This is a genomic window from Mucilaginibacter gossypii, assembly GCF_900100945.1.
GTDB lineage: Bacteria > Bacteroidota > Bacteroidia > Sphingobacteriales > Sphingobacteriaceae > Mucilaginibacter > Mucilaginibacter gossypii.
In genome coordinates, this window is the sequence record NZ_FNCG01000001.1 from 318,211 (window position 1) to 343,248 (window position 25,038).

Sequence of the window (25,038 nt, forward strand, 5' to 3'; positions counted from 1 at the left end):
TTTTAAAGCCGGGCGTTAACAACCTCTTCCGGTAAAAACGCCTTCAGGTCATACAATACGGCATTAGGTTTGCAAAGCGCTTTTACATTCATTTCTTTAAACTCCTCATGGGCAACCGCAAGTAAAACCCCATCATAGGTACGGGTTTTTGATTCGCCGTTTTCGCAGATGATGCCATACTCTTTTTTAGCATGTGCCGCGTTGGCCCAGGGATCATGGATATGCACTTTTACCTTATACTCCTTCAACCGTTTAACAATGTCTATCACACGGGTATTCCTTACGTCGGGGCAGTTTTCTTTAAATGTGAAACCAAGTATAAGCACCTCACTATCTGTTATTGAAGTACCGCGACAAATCATCTGTTTAATAAACTGATCGGCAACATATGCACCCATAGAGTCGTTGATACGCCGACCAGCCAAAATAATTTCAGGGTGATAACCTGCTTCCTGGGCCTTTTGTGCAAGATAATATGGGTCAACCCCGATACAGTGGCCGCCAACAAGGCCCGGGCGAAAATTCAGAAAGTTCCATTTAGTGCCCGCTGCCTCCAATACTTTATGGGTATCGATACCCAGTTTATTAAAGATCATGGCCAGCTCGTTCACAAATGCAATATTTATATCGCGTTGCGCATTTTCAATTACCTTGGCAGCCTCAGCTACTTTTATCGAATGCGCTTTAAATGTGCCGGCTGTAATAATTGATTGGTAAAGCTTATCTACAGTTTCGGCTGTTTCCGGAGTAGAGCCTGATGTAATTTTGCGGATTTTTGAAACGGTATGTAATTTATCTCCGGGATTGATCCTTTCAGGCGAGTAGCCTGCAAAAAAATCAACATTATAGGTAAGCCCCGATACTTTTTCTAAAATAGGCATACATTCATCTTCTGTTACCCCAGGATATACGGTTGATTCGTAAACTACGATATCATTCTTTTTTAACACTTTGCCTACAACCCTGCTGGCATTTATTAACGGAGAGAGATCCGGCCGGTTATTTTTATCAACAGGGGTTGGCACAGTTACAATGAATATGGAACATTGCTGTAGTTTTTCAATTTCATCAGTAACGTATAAACCGGTTGCGGTTGTGCAAACAGGCGTAATTACTGCATTTAATTGGTCAGAGTCGATCTCTAAAGTGTGGTCAATGCCCAATTTGAGCTCATTAATGCGACTTACATTAATATCATAGCCAATAACTTTGTATTTTTTTGCAAATTCAACGGCCAGGGGCAAGCCTACATAACCAAGACCGATAATGCCTAATTTAGGTTGGTAATTCTCAATTTTCATGATTTCTGCTGATGTTATGAACTGATAAGTTTTGGATTGAAACACGTGTTACCAAAGCGCAATTGATGGTTTCAAAAATCATTAATACATTTTTGCCCTGTATCTGCAGCACCTTACCCATTTGATTTACAAGAGCGCCATCTTTTATTTTAACTGTATCACCAACAGTGAGGTTGTTAAGGCTCACAATTTCCATGTCTTTGTAGCGTACAAGATTTGTCCTGATCTCGTCTATTACGTTGTCCCTCACTACAGCAGGTTTACCCATATAGTAAACAAAGCCTAACGCCCCCATTACATAAAGTGCCCTTGACTGCTCATAAGCATCGACATGAACAAATACGTAGGAGCTAAACAGAGGGACACTGATCTCCTTTTTCCTGTCAGACCATTGGCTTACTACATCTCTGACCGGGCAATAGCATTCAATGCCATTTTGCTTTAAAAGCTTGTCCACCTTTTTTTCCCATCGGGGCTTGGTGTAAATAACAAGCCATTTTTTTTCATGATAATTTGTCATGCGAAATTGCGGTGTTCTTAATTGGGTTTCCATAAAATGAATAAAGTTGGATCGGGGAATTAATAAGGGCTTATTATAGCTTCGCCAACTCACTCACATGGCGCAAGTGATGATGGTTTTAAAAAATAGTATTTGAAAATTACTAACCTGGTTATCTGATTTATTACAGACGCAGCCTGTGTTGGCTGTGGCTCCGCCAATCCAGTCACATGGTTAGGCGGTTAATAAAAAATAATCGAACTAATGGTTTATAATATTCGCCGGTTTTTCCCGTTTATTATAGAATATAACAGGCGTTCTAGTCTCTCTGCGGCTTCGCCAATCCAGTCACACTGGTCAGGCGGTAAAAAGGCAAGCTAACGGCTTATAAAGTTCTCCGGTTTTACCCGGTTATTGGTTCATAACAACTGCAACTTATGTTGCTTACGGCTCCGCCAATCCAGTCACATGGAACAGCGGCGATCAAATAAACAGTCTAACTAAAAGTTTAAAACACAAATTAGCATTAACCTTATACCATTGTAAAAATGATGGTTATCAACTGCCATATGCTGATGCGTATCCATAACCGCCATAGGCATAGGCCTCCCGGTTTTCTTTTTTCGCATCGTTAAACACTACCATAAGGTTATTTAGTTTATCATTATCATAAATATCTCTGAGGATACTTAATTGCTCGGTATTAGTATAGTTATACCGTACAATATAAATACTCAACTCGGCGTATTTGGCCAGGCTAAAAGCGTCGGCAACGGCACCAACAGGCGATGTGTCAAGTACGATATAATCAAACTCAGTTTTGCACCAGTTAAAAAGCAGGTCAAGCCGTTTATCTGACAATAGCTCGGCAGGGTTAATTGCTTTACTACCGCTCCCCATTACAAAAAGGTTATCTGATTCATTATAGGCCTGGATGCATTCGGCCGGTGAATTGGTGTCACCCATTAAAAAATCTGTAATGCCTTTGGTTTGCTCCATGTTGATATTTTTAAGCAAATCGGGCTTACGCAAATCAAACTCCATAATTAATACGCGTTTATTGAGCATGGCAAGCGTTAAGCCCAGGTTGATGCTAAAAAAGGTTTTGCCTTCGCCTTTCATAGACGATGTAACAAGCATCGTTTTGTGCTGCGTTCCCTGGTTCAGGAAGCCAATATTGCTCCTGATATACCTGAATAGTTCTGAAATGTTGGTATTGCTACCGTTAGAAATTACTACCGGGCTTTGACCTTCGTTATTATGGCATAATTCGCCTAGGATCTTTACTCCCTTTATATTCAACAGGCTTGACTGATTCCTGATTTTCAGGCTAAATTTATCTTTCAGGAAGATGAAAATTCCCGGTATGAACAACCCGGCTATAATAGCGAATAAATAGGTGAGTTGTTGCTTAGGAAATTCAGCTATCGGATTAGCGGCAGGTTTATCAATCAATTGCGATGAAGGAATTGTAGCTGATAGCGACAACGCTGTTTCTTCTCTTTTTTGCAACAGGTACTGGTATAAATTAGTTTTTACCCCCTGTTCACGGCTCCGCTGCAAAAGCCCCCGTTCAAGCGACGGGACAGAGCGGATGCGGGAGTCATACTGTGCAGAATTTTGACTAAGTAATTTGTGGCTAATAGAAAAGCCTTTTTTAATATTATTGAGATTTTCCATGATATTTACGCGAAGGCTGGCTATCTGGCTGCTCAGGTTTTGAATAAGAGGGTTGGCTAGGTTTGCGCTGCCCAGCATGCGGTTCCTTTCCAATTGCAGGTCGTTGAAACGGCTAACCAGTGTATTTAACGCCGGATCTTTCAATCCCATGGTACTGGGTACAGCATCATATTGGTTAGCCGAGTTTTTTAAATATGCTTCAATGGAATTCACAATACCCAACTGAGTATTTGATTCTTCAAGCAGTTGATTATATTCCGCAGATTTTGTCAGATTTACCTGTGTGCTTGCATTGATCTCTGCAGCTCCATTCCTTTGCTTGAAAGTTTCAATGTCACCTTCGGTGTATGACAGGTCCTGTTCTAAATCATGTAATCGTTTATCAATGAATAATATGGTGTTTACGGCTGTAACGTTTTTCTTAACAACGTTTTCGGCATTATAGGTAGATATGATGTTGTTAAGAATATCAATCCCTCTTTCGGGCACAGCATCAACCAGGCTTAAGGTTAAGGTGTTTGATTCTTTAACTACAGGGTTAACCTGTAATAATCCAGCGCTGTAAGCTGCTGCCAGCCCGGTAAGGTTTTTAAACTGGATCAGTATAGGGGTTTCGTTATCTGCACGGGCCGGGCCTTTTTCTACTTTAAAGGAATAATCCTTGTGATTAACCAGTTGGTTATAGCTGTAAATCCATGTTTTGGTTTCCTCTTTTAACAAAAACTTACTTTGTGAATATGGCTGGATATATAGTTTTTTCAAATAGCCGGTTTTCCCTATTCTCTTTATCGTAACGGTGAAAGGCAGCTCATTACCATACAGTTCTTTTACTTTAAAGCCGCTTTCATCAAAATAGGAAGTTTCCAGGTTAAGTTTTTTGAATACGCTATAAATCAAATCTTTTGATCGCAATACCTCCATTTCATTATCTACGGTTTTAGTTTCCTGAAACATGTTCAGGTCACTGAAAGCAGTAGCTTTTAAAATACCATCGCCTTTTTTATCATCGGGGATTTGCAGTGTACTTGTTATTTTATACAGCGGGGTAACATAGTTAAGGTATGTCCAGGCTGCTGCAAAACAGATAACCATGCTTATCAGGAATAAATACCAGCCATTTAAATAAGGCTTAACGTTGTTCCTGAACTTGTTGCCCGGCAAAGGTTCTTTTAAAATAAAATTGTTATCCATGTCAGCTATTCTTAGGTATCTCTAAAACTGTATTTTATCTTCTTAAAAGTACTGCCGCCAATACGGCCAATGCCGAAATTGAGGCTACTACTATTGGTGCTAAGCGAGTGCTTTGGCTATACTCAACCGCCTTTGATTTGTCGGGCTCCACATAAACGATATCATTTTGTTTAAGGTTGAAGTAAGGCGAATCCATTGATTCAACTTTATTAAGGTTAAGGCGGTTCATTGTTCTGCGTCCGTTTTCTGTGCGGATCACCAATACATTTTCCCTGCGTCCATAAACTGTCATATCTCCGGCCATACCTAATGCTTCAAGTAAGTTTACATTTTCATCGGTTATTATAAATGTTGATGGTTTGTTAACCTCGCCTATAACGCTTATTTTAAAATTCAGCAGCTGGATGTCAACTACCGGGCTTTTAACAAAAGCCGATAGTTTTTTACCTATTTCGCTTTGTGCTTCCTCAATGGTTTGCCCTTCAATTTTATAGTCACCTATAAGTGGTAAATTCACAAATCCATTTTCGTTTACTTTATATCCGCCGCGGGTTGATTGATTGTTTAAGCCCACATTTTTGTTGCCATTGAACAACATGTTCGATTCGGGGTTTAAGCTGGTAACAGTTACATTTAAAATGTCTTTCTGATGAATGACTACTGTTCCGTTTGTATTGTTGTTTGCAGCACCCGTATTTGCCATGTTGCTGAAGTAAACAAGATCCCGACTTCCGGCACATCCGGTTATCAATAGCAATGTTGTAATGAAACAGTATATATTAATTTTTTTCATCATCAATAGTTTAAGAGAGTTTAGGGAACTATTTTGAACTGGTTTATTTGGTTAGTCAAATTTATCTATTTGGGCATCGATAGTATACGGTTTTAGCTGATTGCCGCTTTTTTGTAAACCTGTATCTCAGTCTTTACAGAACATGTAAAGCAGCAATACAGGCATGTGTAAAGGGTTGAGAAAAAAGCATCTGAGTTGGGCATTTTGGGCTACACTTTCATATAACAGTTGTTACACCCAGTAGTAACAGCACAAAAAAAAGCAGACCTGAGCCTGCTTTTTTTATGGAGTTTGTTGGTTAATTATTACGAATTATTCTACAGTAACCGATTTGGCCAGGTTACGGGGCTGATCAACATTACAGCCCCGTTTTACGGCTATGTGATAGGAGAGAAGTTGTAGCGGGATAGTAGCCAGCAGTGGTAAAAAGGCTTCGTCGGCGTCGGGTATTTCAATGCAGTAATCGGCCATGTTTTTCACTTTAACATCACCACGGGTGACAATAGCTATAACTATTCCTTTCCGGGCTTTAACCTCCTGTATATTGCTGATCACTTTTTCATACGATGAGTTTTTTGTGGCGATGAAGATCACCGGCATCTGCTCGTCAATTAACGCGATTGGCCCGTGCTTCATTTCGGCGGCGGGATAACCTTCGGCATGGATATAGGAGATCTCCTTCAGTTTTAAAGCTCCTTCCAAAGCTACCGGGAAACCGAAACCACGTCCTAAGAACAGGCAGTTAGGGGCATTCTTTATTTTGCAGGCAATGTCTTCAATCAATTCATTATCCTGCAGCAGCATTTGTATTTTATCCGGTATGGTATCAAGCTCCGTTAATAAATTGGTGAGCCTGCCTGGTGTTAAAGTACCTTTGTGCTGTGCAATATATAAAGCAATTAAAGTTAAAACAGTAACCTGCGCTGTAAAGGCTTTTGTCGAGGCAACGCCTATTTCCGGGCCGGCATGGGTGTAAACTCCTGCATCAGTTACGCGCGGAATTGAAGCGCCAACAACATTGCAGATCCCCAGGATGGTTGCACCCCGTTCTTTAGCTATCTCAATGGCGGCTAATGTATCGGCAGTTTCTCCCGATTGGGATACCGCCATTACAATATCCTTATCAGTAATTATGGGATTACGGTACCTGAATTCGGAAGCATATTCAACTTCTACCTTAATGCGTCCGTATTCTTCAATAAGGTATTCGCCTGTTAGGCCGGCATGCCACGAGGTACCGCAGGCAATAATAATTATTCGCTCGGCATTTTTAAGCTTGTCGGTATATTGTTTAATGCCACCTAACTCAACCTTGCCTTCAAGCGGAAAGATGCGGCCACGCATGCAATCCCTTACAGAACGCGGCTGCTCAAAGATTTCCTTCATCATAAAGTGCTCAAAGCCGCCTTTTTCTAACGATTCAAGTTTTAATTCCAACTCCTGGATCAATGGGGTTTGAACAACATTATCAAGCTTCTTTATTAAAAGCCCACTGGGTTTAACCTGTACTATTTCGTTATCTTTTAAATACACTACGTTTTTGGTGTACTCGATAATAGGAGTGGCATCTGATGCAATAAAATATTCGCCATGGCCAACACCAATAACCAATGGACTGCCTTTTCGGGCGGCGATCAGCTGATCGGGGTTTTCCCGGTCCAGGATAACTATAGCGTAAGCACCTATCACTGTATTTAAAGCCAATCGGACAGCCTCCAATAAATCAGTTTGTTCGATATTTTGAATTTCCTCAATTAAGTGGATCAGGATTTCGGTATCTGTTTCACTTTTAAAGGTGTGCCCGCGAGCAAGCAGTTCTTCTTTAAGGATCAGGTAATTTTCGATAATCCCGTTATGGATAATGTGCAGGCGGTTATCATTTGAGCTATGCGGATGCGAATTTGCATCAGATGGGGCCCCATGGGTGGCCCACCGGGTATGTCCTATGGCAATATGCCCGCTCTTGTCTTTATCGGCTGTGTGCTCCTCAAGACATGCCACTTTTCCGGTTTTTTTATAAACGCTGAAGCCTACATTATTTATAATAGCAATACCGGCGCTATCATAACCACGATATTCTAATCGTTTGAGGCCGTTCAACACAACGGGCCACGCATCTCTTGATCCGATGTAACCAACAATTCCGCACATAGTTTTAGGTCTTTAAATGATAAATTAAGTTTATTTGTTACTTGGTGAGTAAAATTATTTAATTGACTATCAATTAAGTATGAGCTAAGTTCAATTGCCCGTAAATTGTAAATCTGACGCCATTTTACACGTTTAAACTGTAAAAGGATATAAATCGCTTTACATTTTAGTTGTTGTGTTATATGATAAGCCGGTTGAAGGTTTTTTATCAAATGGTTGGAGAATCAATTCACTTTGGGGTTACAGTGCATGTATTCCTGAACTTGCAATGTGCTGATCAGATTTTGGCTGTGAAGTTTGTTGCCTGATTTTACAGAATGATTTACGATCGCAGTGCCGCTATTTTATATCATTTTATTTTCAGTTAGGTTTAATTAACCAAAAAGAACCTGGCGATGATATTTAACTCATTTACTTTTCTGCTGTTTTTTCCTGTGGTAACGGCTTTATATTTTCTGGTGCCGCATAAATTTAGGTGGCTGCTGTTGCTTATAGCAAGCTGCTATTTTTATATGTTCTTTAAAGCCATTTATATCCTCATCCTGTTTTTTACAATAATTATCGACTATACCGCGGGCATTTACCTGGAAAAAGTTAATGACCTTAAGAAGAAGAAGCTTTTGTTAATATTAAGTCTTACGGCAAATATTGGCGTACTGGCGGTATTTAAGTATTTTAATTTTTTTAATGCCAATTTATCGGGATTGCTATACTGGATGGGGTACACTAACCCAATTCCGTTTTTACAGATCCTGCTTCCGATAGGGTTGTCATTTCACACTTTTCAGGCCATGAGTTATACTATTGAAGTTTACCGGGGCCATCAAAAGGCCGAACGTCATTTCGGTATTTATGCTTTATACGTGATGTTTTATCCGCAATTAGTTGCCGGCCCTATTGAACGTCCTCAAAACCTGTTACCGCAATTTAAAACCGAACATCATTTTAATGCCCTGGATGTTTCTGAAGGGTTAAAACGAATGTTGATCGGTTTTTTTAAAAAGGTTGTTGTTGCCGACAGGTTATCTTTATATGTAAAAACTGTTTTTAACAATTATCCTGAACATGGCTCGGCCACAATTGTACTTGCTTCATTGTTTTTTGCCGTCCAGATCTATTGCGACTTTTCGGGCTACTCGGATATTGCGATAGGCAGTGCCAGGGTGATGGGCTTTAAACTGATGGAAAATTTTAAACGACCTTATTTTGCAAAAAGCATAAGCGAATTTTGGAGCAGGTGGCATATATCACTTTCTACGTGGTTTAAAGATTATGTGTATATCCCCTTAGGAGGCAACCGGGTTAGCAAAGGCCGGTTGTATTTAAATTTATTTGCCGTGTTTATGATCAGCGGTTTGTGGCATGGCGCAAATTGGACATTTATTGTTTGGGGCGCTTTACACGGGTTTTACCTCATCTGCGGAATGGTAACGCAGAAATGGAGGACGGCAACAGCAAGTAAATTAGGGTTAGGCAGCGGAGTATTTGCCAATTTCTTAAATATATCTTTTACAATATTCCTGGTTACTATAAGCTGGATCTTTTTCAGGGCTGTATCATTAGAGCAGGCCTTGGGTTTGTTAAAAGGTGTTTTTATTTATAAACCCGGCTTTTTCATAGGCGAACCTTCTTATTTTTTGTATGACTTGATGGCTATAGCCGCCTTGTTTTTTTACGAAGTAAAGCAGGAATATGGCCTTCATTCATTCCGGTTTCTTCACAATGAAAATTGGGGGATCCGTATGGCTTCCTATTTAGGGTTGGTTTTTATAATCCTGTTGTTTGGAGTTTTTGACGGCGGACAATTCATTTACTTTCAGTTTTAAATTATGAAGCAGTTGAAAGAAAACAGCAATAAGTTTTTTATCAGGTTGTTATTGATGATTGTGGCTTTTGTGGCTGTTGATCAGGCAGCCGGTATGTTCCTTTATTATTTTTTTACACACCAGGTTTCCGGCGAATACGCTGTCGCTAATCACGTTGTGTATAATTTAAATGAAGATGTGTTGGTTTTGGGAAGCTCAAGAGCTTCTCATCATTATAACTCATCGATTATAAAGGATGGTTTACACCTAAGTTGTTTTAATGGCGGCCGGGATGGCGAAGGGCTTTTATATAGTACAGCAATTTTTGAACTGGCATTACAGCACCACGTTCCTAAGGTTGTTGTATTAGATGTAACGAGCGATGTGTTAAGTGAAAAGGAAGATGAAAAGAACAGGCTTTCCATTTTACTGCCTTATTTAAAACAATCGTATGTTATCGGCAATATGATTGAAAAGAAAGACCGGTTGGAGCTAATAAAAAGTCATCTTCAAACATATCGCTACAATGGCCAGGTGGTTTCTATATTTCAGCATTACTTTTTATCATCAGGAAACACCGTCATGGGATTTAATCCTTTGGATAATAAAATGGACGTCAGCCGGGTTTCAACCCATACATCGCTTAAGCCATATTCAGACAGCATATCGGCCGATAATGTAAATGCACTGAATTTGTTTATAAATGAATGTAAGCGGCAAAAAATTCAATTGTTTGTTTTTGTATCGCCAAGGTATAACGATGATACCCAACAGAATTCCTATTTAAAATTGAAAAGTATTTGTAACAGTAACAAGGTTATTTTTCACGATTTTACCAACGATGTATATTTTAAAAACCCAGAATACTATTCGGACAGGGCGCATTTAAACGGCAGAGGAGCCGATTTGTATACAGATACTATCGTGGCTTTTATGAAAAAAAGATTAAGCCCTGCAGCTAACGTTCAATACTTCAGTAAAAACCAGGAACCCCTGCGTGAGAATTGAATATTGTATCGGAGCCGGGATCAATAAAAAGGGAAAGGCCGCTTTTATGATAATTCATAAAGCGGCCTTTCACTTAGCATAGGGGTGAATAATTTAGTTAATTTACTGTTTTAACGCCAGCACCTGCTGTTACCACTGCCGGAACGTTTGCAGCAGCATCAAGCAACGTACTATAAGCGTAAGACGGTACCCAACTTGATAAAGATGAGGTGATGTCGTTGGCACCGCAATTAGAATAAATGTTGGTTGATATACCGCTGAAGTAACCTACAGGGTCGCCATCTAAGTTAGTAGTAAGTGGCTTCCTGCAGCCTGAGAAATATTCATTATCTGTCCTTACTGTACCACCGTACCTTGCACCGATGGAATAACCATCATTGTTTAAGTGGTAGTTATTGTACATGTGGATGGTACCGAATACCAAAGTTGGCTCCCTTTCAGACACATTGTACCAGTAGTTGTGGTGCAATGTAACGTGTAGTTTGCCGGTGTTGGCTGTAACAGCATCGCTTGTTACTGAACCAATAAGCAATGACAGGTAGGTGTCATGGAATTTGTTCCATGAAATGGTTACGTAGTCAGAACCTTCGGCAACACCGATGTCTTTACCCCAGTAATCCCAGCCATGGCTGCGGTCTGTTGCAAAATCGCAATGGTCAATCCAAACGTGGTTCGACTGGAATTTAACGTAAACACCGCATTCGGTTACGTAATTTCTAAACGTAACATTTTGGATAATGATATTGCTTACAGTAAACAGGTAAAGGTTCAGGCTTGATAAAACGGCGCCGGTTTTACCGATGATGGTGGTATTTGAACCAACATACACAGGAGTTAAGCCTGATCCGCTAATTGTACCGGAAACATACACAATCTTGGGCGAACTGCCTGACACAGCAGATTTGAACGCAGCCAGTGTGTTTACAGTTACTGTAGTACCACCTTTACCACCGGTAGTAGTACCATTAACAGCAGCGTAACCGGTTAATACTGTACTCAAAACAGAACCTGATGCGGTTGTTGTTGAAGTACTTGTAGTTGGAGCAGTTGTGGTAGTGGTAGTCGTACCGGTAAGGGTGTAAGTGTACTTTCTTCCGTTTGTCAGAGGGCTGCTGTTGTCGGAAGTTGAGAAATACAATCCGGTATCCCAGTGGCTGTAACGACCTTTACCAAGGGTCCTGATGTCACTGTGAAGAGAATGGGCCGGACCTAACGCAACACCATTTTCATAAAGTTGGAGTGTTGATGCTGTTGGCTGCGTGTTTGAATCGCCGCTTACCTGAACGGGGCTGAATTTGTAAGCGTAACCTTCATCTAACCGGATTGAAGATGTGGCCATCGTGTAGACGGTGGGGGCTGTTGTTGCCAGGCTTTTGCTGGCGTTTAAATCATTAATTGGAACGGTTACTGGTTGGTCTGCATTTTTGGAGCAACTTCCGATGAGGATAATTGCGCTCAGTGCCAAACTGCCAAAAGTCATTTTTTTTAAGGATTTTGTTTTTTGCATGTTATAATTTTTAATTAAGCCCTCGAAACGCGGTCTTATATTAAAAATTACCGTTGATTTTTTCCTAAAGATATAGACTAAAAGCTTAAATAGTTCAAAAACGTCGATTCTGTTGTTTGAGCCTGTAAAGTTATGTGTATTTGTGACACGTATAGTTGTGAAGTACTTCACACTTCATGACATTTGGATGACAATTTTAGTTCAGAAGAAAAAACAATTTTCGTCGATTATTGTCTTACGTCACTTTAAAACCAAGTTTTGCCCAGTATTTTTAACTTGCAATTAAAGCATTAAATTGTGAAAGCAGCTTTACAAAAAGCTGGTGCATAACGTGGTCACTATCGCGCTTTTTTTCAATATTCTTATTGAATTTTAACTTCTCCTTCAAATGATTTCACAAATAATTTTGGAGAAAATGATGACATAAATTCTTCGGCTTTGAGCACCATATCCATTGAGCCAATAAATATTGAGGATCGCTGGTGTAGTTCCCTTACTTCAATTTCCATAATTCTTTTGTATCCATCTGATGCTTTGCCACCGGCTTGCTCAATAATATAAGCCATAGGGTTACACTCGTAAATCAGCCGCAGTTTTCCCTTTTTTGCGCCTGTAGTAGGGGGATAAATAAAAATTCCGCCTTTTATTAAGGTCCGGTGTATATCCGCAACCATCGATCCTGTGTACCTGGAAGTATATGGTCGGTTAGTGTCCGGATCTTCTACCTGGCAATATTTAATATATTTTTTTACCCCATCCGGAAAATGAATGTAATTGCCTTCGTTTATTGAGTAAATTGTTCCTGCTGCCGGAACAGTCATGTTAGGGTGCGAAAGGCAAAACTCGCCGATTGAAGGATCAAGGGTAAAGCCATTAACACCCTTGCCTGTGGTATATACAAGCATCGTTGAAGATCCATAAATGACATATCCTGCAGCTACCTGCTCGGTACCAAGCTGTAATACATCCTCGTTTGTAGAATGTTTCCCTGTGTCTGATTTTCGTCTGTAAATAGAAAATATAGTTCCTACACCTACATTGACATCGATATTGGATGATCCGTCTAAAGGATCAAGTGCAACAACGTAATTTGCTTCGTTTGAAATATCCGAATCTATAACCAGGTACTCATCATTTTCTTCCGAAACAACTATACAACATTCCCCACCGCTTCTTAATGCTGCTATAAACTGCTCATTGGCATAAATGTCAAGCTTTTTTTGTGACTCTCCCTGGATATTGGAGGAGCCGGCATCACCTAAAATATCTACCAGGCCGGCTTTATTAATTTCCCTGTTTACTATCTTGGCAGCGATACCAATATCACGAAGTAGCCGCGAAAGCTCGCCTTTTGCATAAGGAAAATCTTTTTGCCGTTCAATAATAAATTGTCCAAGAGTTTTAAATGCCGTCATATTTTCAAGGTTTAATATTTTCTAATTCGGTTGGGGTAAAAGAGGGTTTAATTAAAATTAATAAAAGAATACGCGTATCAATTGCCAATTATAGTATTCGATTTGCCTTTTTTATCTCCAATTCCGTTAATTATTTACGCAAACGTTTGCGTTTTTGCATAAATGGTTTATTTAATAAAAAGTTACTTTTTTAATTGATAAACAGTTTGTTAACTTAAAAGGGGGGCTTTTATCAGGCATATAATTTAATTGCATACTCACCAGTTGATTTCGCGCGCTATCACCGCCGATCAGTAAATAATTCATTAAAGCTACCAGCCCCCAGCGGCTTGAAAAAATGCTGCCGGGGTTTGTATAATTTGTTAACTGCATATTCTCAGTATGTGTTTAAAATATACACGAAACCGGTGATTATTCTTGCTAATGTTAATGTATGGTTATCAGTTGATTAACGATTTTGTAAAGGCGGGTTTATTCAGTATTACTCCAGATTTAGCACGGTGTTTTGGCAAAAAACACGTGCCATATGATCAATAAAATTTACCTGTTATTCCTGTTAACCTTATTCACAACTGCTGCCTCTGCACAAACAGGGGGGATAAAAGGACAAATAATTGATGCGCAAACAAAAGAGCCTTTGAGTGGCGCCTTCGTCCATTTTGATAATAGAAACGGAGGTTCGGTTACCGACGCGTTTGGTAATTATGCTATCACCAGTGTTGATGCCGGCCAGTATAAGCTTAAAGTAAAATATATAGGCTATACAGAGTATAAGCAGGATATCACCATTACAGCCGGCAAGGTGTCTGTAATGAATATTCCATTATCAGAAAAACCCGAAGAGCTTAAAACAGTTAAGGTTTACGGAACAACCAATGCCGAGTCAGAATCGTCATCCCGCCGTAAGGAAAACAAGGCAGACAATATTATTAATGTGCTGTCTGCACAGGCGATGCAAAGGTCGCCGGATATTAATGCTGCAAACGCCCTGCAACGCGTTTCTGCAGTAACCATTCAGCGTAATAGCGGCTCGGATGAAGCATATGCCGTTATCAGGGGTTTGGAGCCGCGTTACAATAACACCTTACTTAACGGTGTTAAAGTGACTAGTCCCGATCCGGTTTCGCGGTTTATATCATTAAGCATAGTTCCTTCAGACCTGCTGGAAAGTGTTGAAGTAAGTAAAAGCCTTACGCCCGAAATGGAAGGCGATGCAATAGGCGGAACCGTGAACCTGGTTTTTAAAGATGCACCCGAGTATGAATATTTTAAAGCGAACGGCTCGATAGGCTACAGTGCTATCTTCTTTAACCGCAGGTTTGATAATTTTTATCATGGTGCAGTTCAAAGCAAAAGCCCAACCGAAAGGTTTGGAGCTGCTTATAATGCCCCTCCGGGATATTTTTCAAGGGCCAACCTCGACTTTACCAAAAAGAATGCACCGCCAACTTCATTGCTTGGGTTTACTTACGGGCGCAGGTTCCTTAAAAATAAACTGGGATTTATTATTGCCGATAGTTATCAAAACCAGTTTTATGGTACAAATTCAGAATTTAACGTAGCCCAGCCCGATATAAGGGATGGTAAGAACTTTCAGCCGGTTATTGCCGATGTAGCTAATCGCACTTATTCAACCCAACAATTGAACAACGGGCTTTCGGCTCACCTCGATTATAAGTTTGATGATAATAACAAGGTAAGCGTTGATAACGTTTTCCTGTACACCCATCTTGCACAAACACGTTTAAGTATCGATACCTCGATATTAGGAGGTAACGGAGGCAGGATAGGGCCTGGTACAGGTACCGTTTTCAACGATAACCGTTCAAATATCCAGAACCAGTATGTTGAAAATCTTAAACTAAGCGGTAAACATGTCATCGAAAAACATTTCCTTTTTGATTGGGCAGGTGTTTACAGTAATGCTATTCAAAACGCGCCAGACAGGGCCGATATATCTATCAACCATTTAATCAACCCCGATTTTACAAGTACTCCCAACTATTTTGATAATATATCAAGGATATGGCAAAAGAGCGGCAATAAAGACCTTAGCGCTATGGCCAATATCGGGTACAAAACAGGCTTGGGCGAAAAAAGCGCTATCGAATTAAAAGCCGGTGGTCTTTACAGGCATAGTACACGTTACAACCATCAAAACGAATACATTTTGCGACCTGCAGCAACTGCCAATGGTGGCAAAAGTGGCTTTACCGATATATATTCGGCCGATTTTGTAGTGTACAATCAAACAGGTACCGATCAGAGCGACAAAACCAATTATACAGCTTACGAAGATATCACTGCAGGCTATGGCGAAGTGAAACTCGTGCTGGATAATTTAGCTGTTATCGGCGGTGTACGTGTTGAAGGTACTAAACAAGGATATGACACCCATCCTGTTGTTTTGGATATCCGCAGTAATGCCAAAAAAACTTACACCGACGTTTTACCAAGCGTTCAGTTAAAATATAAGCTCACGGAAAATTCAAACTTACGGGCATCTTATTTTAAATCGATAGCACGTCCGGCATTATATGAGTTGGTACCAACGCCAACCCTTGGTGAAAGTACCGACGTTACCGGTAACCCGCTTGTAAAACACACCGAAGCCGATAACTATGATATTCGTTATGAACTGTTTCCCGGTAAAGAAGAGCAATTGTTTGTCGGCGGGTTTTACAAAAATATCATCAATCCCATTGAGTTTGCTTTAAATGATTCACAAAATGGGCAGCTTAATACATCCCCGCAAAATTTTGGTACTGCTAAGGTTACAGGTGCGGAAGTAGTTTACAGTAAGTATTTTGGAGATCTTGGCGTATCAGGTAATTACACGTATACCTACTCAAACATAAAAACCACAAAAATTTATACCTCTACGGATGCGAATGGGGTTTCTACCTCCGTTCCGAGATTGCAAAGCCGGCCCCTGCAAGGACAAACTGGTGATGTATTAAACCTGTCGTTATTGTACAAAAATGATAAGCAAAAAGCTTTTGTTCAATTAGCCTATACCTATACCAGCAAAACGTTGTCGCTGATTTATCCAAACTACGGATATGATTACTATCAGCAGCCGCAATCGTTCCTGGCCTTATCGGGCGAAAAGCAGGTGGCCAAGCATTTTGTTTTAACAGCCAAGGTGAACAACCTGCTCAACACACCTACAACAGTATTGATCAATAATCTTGTTCAATCAAAAGATTTGTACAACGTGAGTTTCAACTTAGGTTTCAGGTATTCATTATAAAAGCATCAAATCATGAAAGTAAAATATATATTAATGTTGGCAGTTGGTTTTGTAGCTACTGTAACCTTTAACAGCTGTAAAAAAGCCGAACTGACTACGTTTACGCAAATTAAGATCCCTACATCAAGTCCGATACAGCCAGGCAATATCAGCGGCTTTGTAAAAGGTACTTTAGTAACCGGCGAAACCTATACCGTAACGGCTGATGTTACTGTAAAAAAAGGCGATACACTTTATGCACAGCCAGGTGCAAATGTTATTGTGAAAAACAATTCGCAGATTAATATTCAGGGTGTATTAAAGCTGGTTGGTACAAAAGATCAGCCGGTGTACTTTAATTCCGACTCGAATAAGCCCGGTACCTGGGGCGGTTTTCAATGCGACACAGCGCAGGCCATAACCATCATCTGGACGCACGTTGATAACACCGGCGGACCCGATGCTTCCGGAAGTGCACGCGGTACCTTGAAGGTAAAAGCTCCTATCAAGGTAGATATTGAAGATTCATGGTTTACCAACGGGCAGGACGATTTGATGGCCTTAGGCAACGGCGCCAAGATAACCATTTTAAGAAATACCATCAGCTCATCAGGTAGTACCGATGGGGAAGGCATTAACCTCAAAACAGGTGTTACCGGTACTGTAGCATATAACGTAATTTTTAACCAGGCGGGTTCAGGTGTTAAACTCGAAACCAGTTCGAGTAAGCCCTTTCCGCAAACCGAGGTATCTGTATACAACAATACCCTGGTTTCAAATGGCTGGCGAAGAGGCTCGGCCGAGCCGGGGCGTGCCGTTTCTGTTGGTGTAAATGCCATTGGCCACATCTTTAATAATATTATTGTTAATGATTACCATGGCATTGAGTTATTTGATGACGGTGACATAGCGCACACCACTTATGGTAATAACCTTTTTTATGCTACGGTTGATACTTATGCCGATTTGGTTGACCCTACTTTAAAGATCAACATCAGGGATGGGTTTTACCCTCCATCAGGCTTGGGAAAACCTCAGCCTACCGATCTGATCTCAAAAAAGATAGGGGATAAGGACCCGATGTTTGTAAAGTTTGATGGCACGGTGGCCGCCCCTAACGGATACCCCAATACCAACGATTTTCACCTGCAAAGTACATCGCCTGCATTTAGTGCGGGCAATACGCAATACAACCTTGATCTGGGTGCTTATACCAGCGATGACAAAGGGAACAAACATTAAGCATCAGTATTTAATATAAATCAACATGAAAAAAATAGCGTTTTTCTTTCTTTTAAATGTCGGCCTGTTTTTAGGTTTATCAAAGGCATCTGCTCAAAATTATGTATTGGATAAAACCATCGCTTTGCCCGGCAATGGCGGTTACGACTATGTATTTATCGATCAGCCCAATCATACCTTATACGCATCGCACGGTACCGAGGTAAATGTAGTTGACCTGAAAACCGAAACGGTTAAAGGCACCATTGGCGATATGAAGGGTGTGCACGGTATTGCTGTTGACAATGAACTTAATAAAGGTTTTATAAGTGATGGTAAAGCCGATGAAGTTATCGTGTTTGATATCAAAACACTGGCTGTGATTACCCGCATCTCGTTAGATCATAAGGGTGCTGATGCCATTATTTTTGACCCGTATTCAAAAAAGATCTTCACGTTTAACGGGCATAGCAGTAGTTCATGTGTTATTGATCCCGCTTCAATGAAACAGGTAGCATCAATTGATATGGGAGGCGCTCCTGAATTTGCTGTTGCCGATGGTAAAGGGACTATATACAATAATCTGGAAGACAAAAGCAGCCTGAACGTAATCGATACCAAAACACTAAAGGTTTCTAAAAACTATACGCTAAGCCCTTGCGGTGGCCCAACAGGTATAGCTATGGATAAAGCAAACCAAAAGCTGTTTACCGTTTGCCGCGAAAACAAGGGGCTTAGCATAGTCGACATTCCTACAGGTAAAGTTATCCAAACCCTGCCTATCGGCGCAGGCGTTGACGCCGTTGTGTATGACCCGACTCAAAAAATGCTTGTGGCCTCAAATGGCGACGGAACCGCCAGCATCTTTAAACAAAATACCCCCGATACTTATAGCCCTGTGCAAACTTTAAACACACAGTACCGCGCTAAAACCATGGCAATTGATATGGAAACACATAGGCTTTACTTTCCGGTTGCCGATTATGAACAGGGAACTAAAACCATGAAGCCCGGCACTTTTAAGTTACTTGTTTATCGCCAGCAATAATATTGAAATGAAAAGAAGGGATTTTGCGCTGGACGAGAAAAGATTAAATGTAAGGGCGATAAATTACAAGGGAGAGGTGCTTTATCAAACCGAGCTTACTAAATAGAAACTGAATTTGCCCGGGGAATTTCCTTGTGCAACCAGGTTTTTCAACCCAAGTTTACAGCTTATCAAATGGTAAGCTGTAAACATTATAACCAATATTTGCCCACTATGATTGACAATCCTATTTTAATATGGGAGAGGTTTTAAGTGCTTTAAGCGTTGCGTTATTAAGCCTGTGTTAAGTTTTGGTTATGTATTATTCTTAGGCCCTTTTATTCAATTTTTCTCCAGTTTTCAGCGGGTTTCTTTGCGGAAAATTAAACCCGTTGTTCATGAAATACACCTACTTTATTAACAGGCTATTGTTTTTATTTTCAATATGCCTGCTATTTTCCGTTTCGGCTAATGCCCAAACCATAAGGGGAAAGGTAACCGATACTAAAACCGGCGAACCCCTTACCGGAGCAACAGTTCACTTAACCCAGGATGGGGTTAGCAAATTTGTTGCGGTTAACCTTAATGGCGCTTATAGCTTTAAAAATTTAAAGAATGGGCCATACAAAATACAGGTAAATTATGTTGGTTATGGTCCTTCTAAAGTTAGAGAGGGCAATATTACGTCGGCCAATGAGGTGATTACGGTCAACGTAGCCTTACAGGACGCTGATATGCAGATGACAGAAATACAGGTTAAAGCCCAGACAAACAAAGAATCTGATGGCGCCGTACGCAGTATTGAAAAAAATGCACCGATGGTTATCAACGTACTTTCGGCAAATGCAATTAAGTTATTGCCTGACGTTACTGTGGCTAACGCTTTGCAGCGTGTTAGCGGTGTAACCATTCAGCGTTCGGCAAGTGGCGAAGGTCGTTATGCCATTATCAGGGGTATGGACCAGCGTTACAACTCAACATTGGTAAACGGTATTAAAATACCAAGCCCGGATGCTCAATACCGTTTTGTGCCTATGGATATATTCCCTTCAGAAATGCTGGAAAGGCTTGAAGTGATCAAGGCCCTTACCCCAAGTATGGAAGGCGACGCCATTGGCGGTGTAATGAACCTGGTGATGAAAAGTGCGCCAAGCCAGTTTACTTTCAGCGCTAACGTTTCGGGTGGTTTTTCTACCCTGTTTTCATCAAGCAGGCCATTTGTTGGTTTCAGCGCATCTCCTAATGGCAAATCTCCGGCAGCAATCAATGGTAACAGCTATGCCGCTACCTATGCCGATTTTAGCAATAAAGCGCTTACAAGCGATAAAAATATTTCAACTCCTTTTAGCTCAACCGCCGGTATCACTATTGGCGACAGGTTTTTGAATAAAAAATTAGGCGTTATCGTATCTGCAAGTTATCAGAACATATACCGCGGCTCTAACTCAAAACAGCTTACGCCAAACGCGCAGCCATCAGCTATCCCGCTGCCAAACTCACCACAGTTTTCTGATGCTTATGACCGTACTTATTCAACCCAAACAGAACGCGTAGGTATCCACAACAAAATAGATTACGCAATTAACGACAAAAACAAGATCTCGTTATACAACCTTTATATCCATCAAAGCGAATTTGAATCGCGCTTTACTTCTGATACCCTTGGTTTGGGCTTAAACTCAACCGGCTTAAGCAAGCAGATCACCATCTCAAACAGAAGTATGTTAACTAAGCAAAATATCTATAACTCAACCTTGCATGGCGAACATTGGCTTGGCAACGAGTGGCGTTTAAACTGGGATGGAGTATATTCAGAAGCTACCAGGCACCAGCCGGATAGGACTGAGTTTTTCTATGATGCCAATAAAACCCTCAATAACTCAGGAGCCGTAACCGCTGAAGTTGATAACAATACCCAGTTAGATCATCATTGGGAAAACAACCGAGATAAAGACATTTCAGGATATGCAAACCTGATCTATACTCCTACAATTGCCGGTAAACATGTTGAGTTTTCAGCAGGTGGTTTATATCGTCATAAAGTAAGGGATGCTGATTACATCACCTATTCGTTAACCGGTGGTAAATCAACCTTGTTTAACAATAACTTTAATTCTATTCCTTTTGCATTTAATTCGGCTGCCGATGGTATTGGAGCCAATAACCCCGATTTGCAAAACAACTATCACGTAAGGGAAAACGATAATGCCGAATACTTACAGGTTAAATTTGACTTGTTCCCAAAACTGCAGGTATTAGGTGGTGTGCGTATTGAAAACACCGATTTAACTTACGCTACTCAATCGCCCGAAACGGTTACACAAAGAAGCGGCAATATTAAATACACAGATGTATTGCCAAGTATCCATTTAAAATATCAGTTAACAGATAATCAAAATATCCGTGCATCATACTTTGCGGCAATTAGCCGTCCGGGTTTTGGCGAACAGGTACCATATAAGGTTACCGGCGAATATTTTGACCAGGTAGGTAACCCTTACTTAAAACACATCACTGCCGATAACTACGACGTACGTTATGAATTTTTCCCGGGCGGTGCCGATCAATTATTTTTGGGCTCTTTCTACAAAAAGATCTATAACCCTATTGAGTACTTTGTTGTTCGTGATGGCGGGCCAAGCTCACAGGTTATTAAGCCTCAAAATGATCCGGGTAATGCTACCAACTACGGTTTTGAAGCTTTGGCTACTAAATTCTTTGGTGTGATAGGCTTCTCGATCAACTATACCTACACCCACTCAAGGATAACTACTAACAAGCTGCTTTACTCAAATGATCCTACTTTGGGATTACAGCAAACCAATGTGAACGAAACACGTCCGCTGCAAGGTCAGGCAGACCATGTGGGCAATGCATCTGTATTGTACAAAAGCGCTAAGTTAGGTTTGGATATGCAGCTGGCCTTTGTTTACACAGGCGAGCGTTTGGCCCAGGTATCTCCATATTATAACCTTGACTTTTACCAGCACGCCTATAATCAGTTAGATTTTTCTTTCGAAAAAACTATAGCTAAAAGGCTTTCATTTTATGGCAAGGTTAACAACATCACCAATGCGGCCAGTAAAATCTATTTAAAATTCCCGCATGGTAGCCTTGACGCAAAACAACAGGAGTTTTTAGGCAAACAAGACATTACATCTCAAACGCTTGTTCAAAGCGACTATTACAAAACACTGTTCCTTGGTGGTTTCAGGTATAAATTATAATAAACGTAACGATGAAAAAATATATAATCCCAGTTATTTGTATCCTGATGGCGGCGGCATTTTCCGGTTGCCAGAAATGGAAAGGTGAGCATACCGATATTTACACCTATACACCGCCGGCAGCAAACCCGGTAAGCGATAAAGCTCCACTATCATGCAGCACAAGCGGCTCAACCGTTATCCCGGTAAAAGGTACTATGCTTAGCGGTAAGACTTATTCTGTTGAAGATGGTTGCGATTTGGTAATTAACCCAACTGATACGTTGTTAATGCAGCCGGGCGTTACATTAAACATGGGTGCAGGAAGCAGCCTCATAGCACTTGGCACCCTGGTAAGTAACGGCTCTAAGGATCAGCCAAATTGGATCACCGTTCCGGGGATCGTAAAAAATGATGCACCGGGGGGCCTCACCGCCGCTGCCGATCCTGCATACGCAGGCAAGTGGAAAGGTATTATTGGAGGCCCTACCTGTAACTTACTGGTGTTACGTTGGACACACGTTGAATATGCCGGTTTAACTGAAGGTAAAGCTACATCAACCATTGCAGGTTCGGGTACAGGCAATCAATACAGTATCTTATTTGCCAATTATAATGGCAACTTTATTATGGAGGATTCCTGGTTGTATGGTGGTGTGGATGACCCGATCCGTATTTCGGCAGGCAAAATCGCCATCTTCAGAAATACTTTTGAGAAGAATGGTGTTAGCGGTGGCGACTGCCTGAATGCTAAAGGTGGCACCGTAGGTACTATGGCTTATAATATGTTTATTGGTACTGCTACCAACGGCCAAAAAGCTTCAAATAAAGGGCAGGCTACCGGTGCGCCGCAAACCAACATCGTTATGTACAACAATACATTTGTTAGCGGTGGTTATCGCCAGGTGCAAAGCGGCCGTGGTGGTTGTATCAACTTTGAAGAAGGAGCAGCGGGTATGTATTACAACAACGTGGCCATCAACTGTAGGTTTGGTTACCGTGTAGTAGGCAGTCCGGTTGCTGATGTTGCGCACCTTTCATACGGTAACAACTATCAATGGGCCGATTCTTTGAGTGTAGCTAACCAGTTTTATCCAACAGGTTATATCACCCAACCGCAAAGCACCGATATCCCTTCAATCACGACATCGGCAAAATATCTGCCTGCAAATTATACCTTAGGTTCTATTTATGATGGCAGCGACGTTGTGCAAAAAAATAACCCGATGTTCCTGAACTTCCCGCTGCCTACAGTTGGGCATCCACTATATCAGTACAGTGCTATCGGGAACTATAACTTCCATTTGCTGGCCAGCTCACCGTTGATTGGCAAAGGTAATACCACCATAAAGCCATTAATTACTGTGCCTCTTGATAAAATTTATGGTTTATCAGATGCAACATTACCCGGTATTGATCTTGGTGCGTATCAGTTAAACGGCTCAGGAAACCAACATTAATAACAAAACTTACTCTTTTAAGAATAGCCGGGATCAACCCGGCTATCTTTTTTTATACGCTCAAGAAATGAAAAAGCTTATTTGCATTTTTAGTTTATCAATTATCTCATCGTTAACTGCATTGTCAGTCAATGCCCAATCAGCCGATTTAAAGATTGTATTTATCCGTCATGCCGAAAAGCCCGTTAAAGGTGATAATCTGAATTGTCAGGGGATAAACAGGTCATTAAAGCTGCCTGCTGTATTAACGACTAAATTTGGTGTTCCTGCCAATATATTTGTTCCGGCCCTGGGGTTGGGGGAGGCGACCAAACACTCCAGAATGTTTCAAACCATTGTGCCGCTTGCCGCTAAATTCAATTTAACGATTAATACCACCCGTACTGAGAAAGACTCGTTAGGTTTAGCTGCCGATTTAAAAAGCCGTAGCGGTGTAATACTTGTGGTATGGGAGCACGGTGGGATATCTCCAATTGTGCGCTCATTGGGCGTAAAACAGGATAACCTGAAATGGCCTGATGATGATTATGACAGCATCTGGGTTGTGACCTTTAAAAATGGGATAGCCAGCCTGGTGCGTGATAAAGAAAATATCGATCCCGGAAAAGATTGTAATTTTTAATTTAATGAATCAGCCCCGGTTGCAAAGCCGGGGCTGATTTTGTTTAAATGGCTTTGCTCATAATTACTACAGAATGTTCCTGTAATATTGATGATAAAGGCTTTGCATGGAATTTAACAGATCTTTTTTCATTACCCACCCATCGTCAGTCCAAATATTGATTTTCGGAGGATTGATAACTTCACTCTGGCTTGCAGAAGGTTTAATATTGTCAATACCTGTCCGCAAAAAATGGAGGCACACCTTTACAAATATGTTATTTATTGTAACAGCGTTGCCGGTGCAGCTCTTCATGACCATGTTTGTATTGCTTGAGGCAACCTGGATAAGCCGAAATCATTTAGGTTTGTTAAACCTGTTGCCCTGGCACCAAAGTATATTAGTGAAATACTTAATAGGGTTTATCATACTTGACTTTTGCGAATACCTGTACCACGTTATTATGCATAAGGTCAAAGTACTATGGAAATTTCATCTTGTACACCATACTGATCAAAAGCTTGATGTTTCAACAACTGTAAGGGAACATCCAGGAGAAACTTTTTTAAGAATGTGTTTTTTAATGTTATGGATTGGAATAACGGGAGCATCGTTTGAACTGCTTTTGTTAAGACAAACAATTCAAACCGTTTCAAATATCACATCACACACGCAATTCCGTTTGTCAGATGGTATGGATAAGTGGTTAGGGTTGATTTTTGTAACGCCCAATATACACCATGTTCATCACCATTATCAATTGCCTTATACTGATTGTAATTATGGAGATGTATTATCAGTATGGGACAGGATATTTGGAACTTACGGGAAATTAAAGCCGGATGATACTGTATTTGGGATAGATACCTATCCTGATAAAAACGTATGCAGGAGTTTTATTAAAGTTTTACAGATTCCATTTGTTTCAAAACGTGCTTAAC

Annotated in this window: 16 protein-coding genes; 9 read left to right on the forward strand and 7 right to left on the reverse strand. The window is 40.7% G+C overall.

Annotated elements, in window-relative coordinates:
- Positions 1-2: 2 nt before the first annotated feature.
- From BLS28_RS01460 to glmS, 5 genes are all read right to left on the reverse strand, one after another.
- Complete coding sequence (locus BLS28_RS01460) at positions 3-1,301, reverse strand: nucleotide sugar dehydrogenase (protein ID WP_091162540.1); 1,299 nt, start codon at positions 1,299-1,301, stop codon at positions 3-5.
- Positions 1,291-1,821 (reverse strand): UpxY family transcription antiterminator, encoded by a 531-nt coding sequence (locus BLS28_RS01465; protein WP_091162541.1) that lies wholly within the window; start codon positions 1,819-1,821, stop codon positions 1,291-1,293. Before BLS28_RS01465 ends, BLS28_RS01460 begins: the two co-directional genes overlap by 11 nt.
- A 537-nt stretch (positions 1,822-2,358) precedes the next feature.
- Positions 2,359-4,671, reverse strand: coding sequence for a GumC family protein (locus BLS28_RS01470; protein WP_091162542.1), 2,313 nt, complete (start codon positions 4,669-4,671; stop codon positions 2,359-2,361).
- A gap of 34 nt (positions 4,672-4,705) precedes the next feature.
- Positions 4,706-5,374: a polysaccharide biosynthesis/export family protein gene (locus BLS28_RS01475; protein WP_223266065.1), complete on the reverse strand. Its 669-nt coding sequence runs from the start codon at positions 5,372-5,374 to the stop codon at positions 4,706-4,708.
- A 402-nt stretch (positions 5,375-5,776) separates the two neighbouring features.
- Positions 5,777-7,615 (reverse strand): glutamine--fructose-6-phosphate transaminase (isomerizing), encoded by a 1,839-nt coding sequence (glmS, locus tag BLS28_RS01480; RefSeq protein ID WP_091162544.1) that lies wholly within the window; start codon positions 7,613-7,615, stop codon positions 5,777-5,779.
- A 395-nt stretch (positions 7,616-8,010) separates the two neighbouring features.
- On the opposite strand from glmS, the gene BLS28_RS01485 reads away from it, so the two are divergent.
- Positions 8,011-9,441 carry an MBOAT family O-acyltransferase gene (locus tag BLS28_RS01485; protein ID WP_091162545.1) on the forward strand — a complete coding sequence of 477 codons (1,431 nt, stop codon included), beginning with the start codon at positions 8,011-8,013 and terminating at the stop codon, positions 9,439-9,441.
- 3 nt (positions 9,442-9,444) lie between these two features.
- Positions 9,445-10,428 carry a hypothetical protein gene (locus tag BLS28_RS01490; RefSeq protein WP_091162546.1) on the forward strand — a complete coding sequence of 328 codons (984 nt, stop codon included), beginning with the start codon at positions 9,445-9,447 and terminating at the stop codon, positions 10,426-10,428.
- A 97-nt stretch (positions 10,429-10,525) separates the two neighbouring features.
- Here the strand turns inward: BLS28_RS01490 and BLS28_RS01495 are convergent, their stop codons facing one another.
- Both BLS28_RS01495 and fbp read right to left on the reverse strand, forming a co-directional pair.
- Positions 10,526-11,935, reverse strand: coding sequence for a pectate lyase family protein (locus BLS28_RS01495; protein WP_091162547.1), 1,410 nt, complete (start codon positions 11,933-11,935; stop codon positions 10,526-10,528).
- A gap of 362 nt (positions 11,936-12,297) precedes the next feature.
- The gene (gene fbp, locus BLS28_RS01500) at positions 12,298-13,350 is read right to left on the reverse strand and encodes a class 1 fructose-bisphosphatase (RefSeq protein ID WP_091162548.1); all 1,053 of its coding nucleotides are present in this window, start codon (positions 13,348-13,350) and stop codon (positions 12,298-12,300) included.
- A gap of 526 nt (positions 13,351-13,876) precedes the next feature.
- On the opposite strand from fbp, the gene BLS28_RS01515 reads away from it, so the two are divergent.
- From BLS28_RS01515 to BLS28_RS01545, 7 genes are all read left to right on the forward strand, one after another.
- Positions 13,877-16,603 (forward strand): TonB-dependent receptor, encoded by a 2,727-nt coding sequence (locus BLS28_RS01515; protein WP_091162551.1) that lies wholly within the window; start codon positions 13,877-13,879, stop codon positions 16,601-16,603.
- 12 nt (positions 16,604-16,615) lie between these two features.
- Positions 16,616-17,824: a right-handed parallel beta-helix repeat-containing protein gene (locus BLS28_RS01520; protein ID WP_091162552.1), complete on the forward strand. Its 1,209-nt coding sequence runs from the start codon at positions 16,616-16,618 to the stop codon at positions 17,822-17,824.
- Positions 17,825-17,849: 25 nt separating this feature from the next.
- Positions 17,850-18,851, forward strand: a complete 1,002-nt coding sequence (locus BLS28_RS01525; RefSeq protein ID WP_091162553.1) for a YncE family protein — start codon at positions 17,850-17,852, stop codon at positions 18,849-18,851.
- 377 nt (positions 18,852-19,228) lie between these two features.
- Positions 19,229-22,057: a TonB-dependent receptor gene (locus BLS28_RS01530; protein WP_091162554.1), complete on the forward strand. Its 2,829-nt coding sequence runs from the start codon at positions 19,229-19,231 to the stop codon at positions 22,055-22,057.
- A gap of 11 nt (positions 22,058-22,068) precedes the next feature.
- Entirely contained in the window at positions 22,069-23,496 is a 1,428-nt protein-coding gene (locus BLS28_RS01535) for a hypothetical protein (RefSeq protein ID WP_091162555.1), read from the forward strand.
- Positions 23,497-23,563: 67 nt separating this feature from the next.
- Positions 23,564-24,118, forward strand: a complete 555-nt coding sequence (locus tag BLS28_RS01540; RefSeq protein WP_091162556.1) for a histidine phosphatase family protein — start codon at positions 23,564-23,566, stop codon at positions 24,116-24,118.
- Between the two features lie 253 nt (positions 24,119-24,371).
- Positions 24,372-25,037 (forward strand): sterol desaturase family protein, encoded by a 666-nt coding sequence (locus tag BLS28_RS01545; protein ID WP_176844338.1) that lies wholly within the window; start codon positions 24,372-24,374, stop codon positions 25,035-25,037.
- Position 25,038 lies beyond the last annotated feature (1 nt).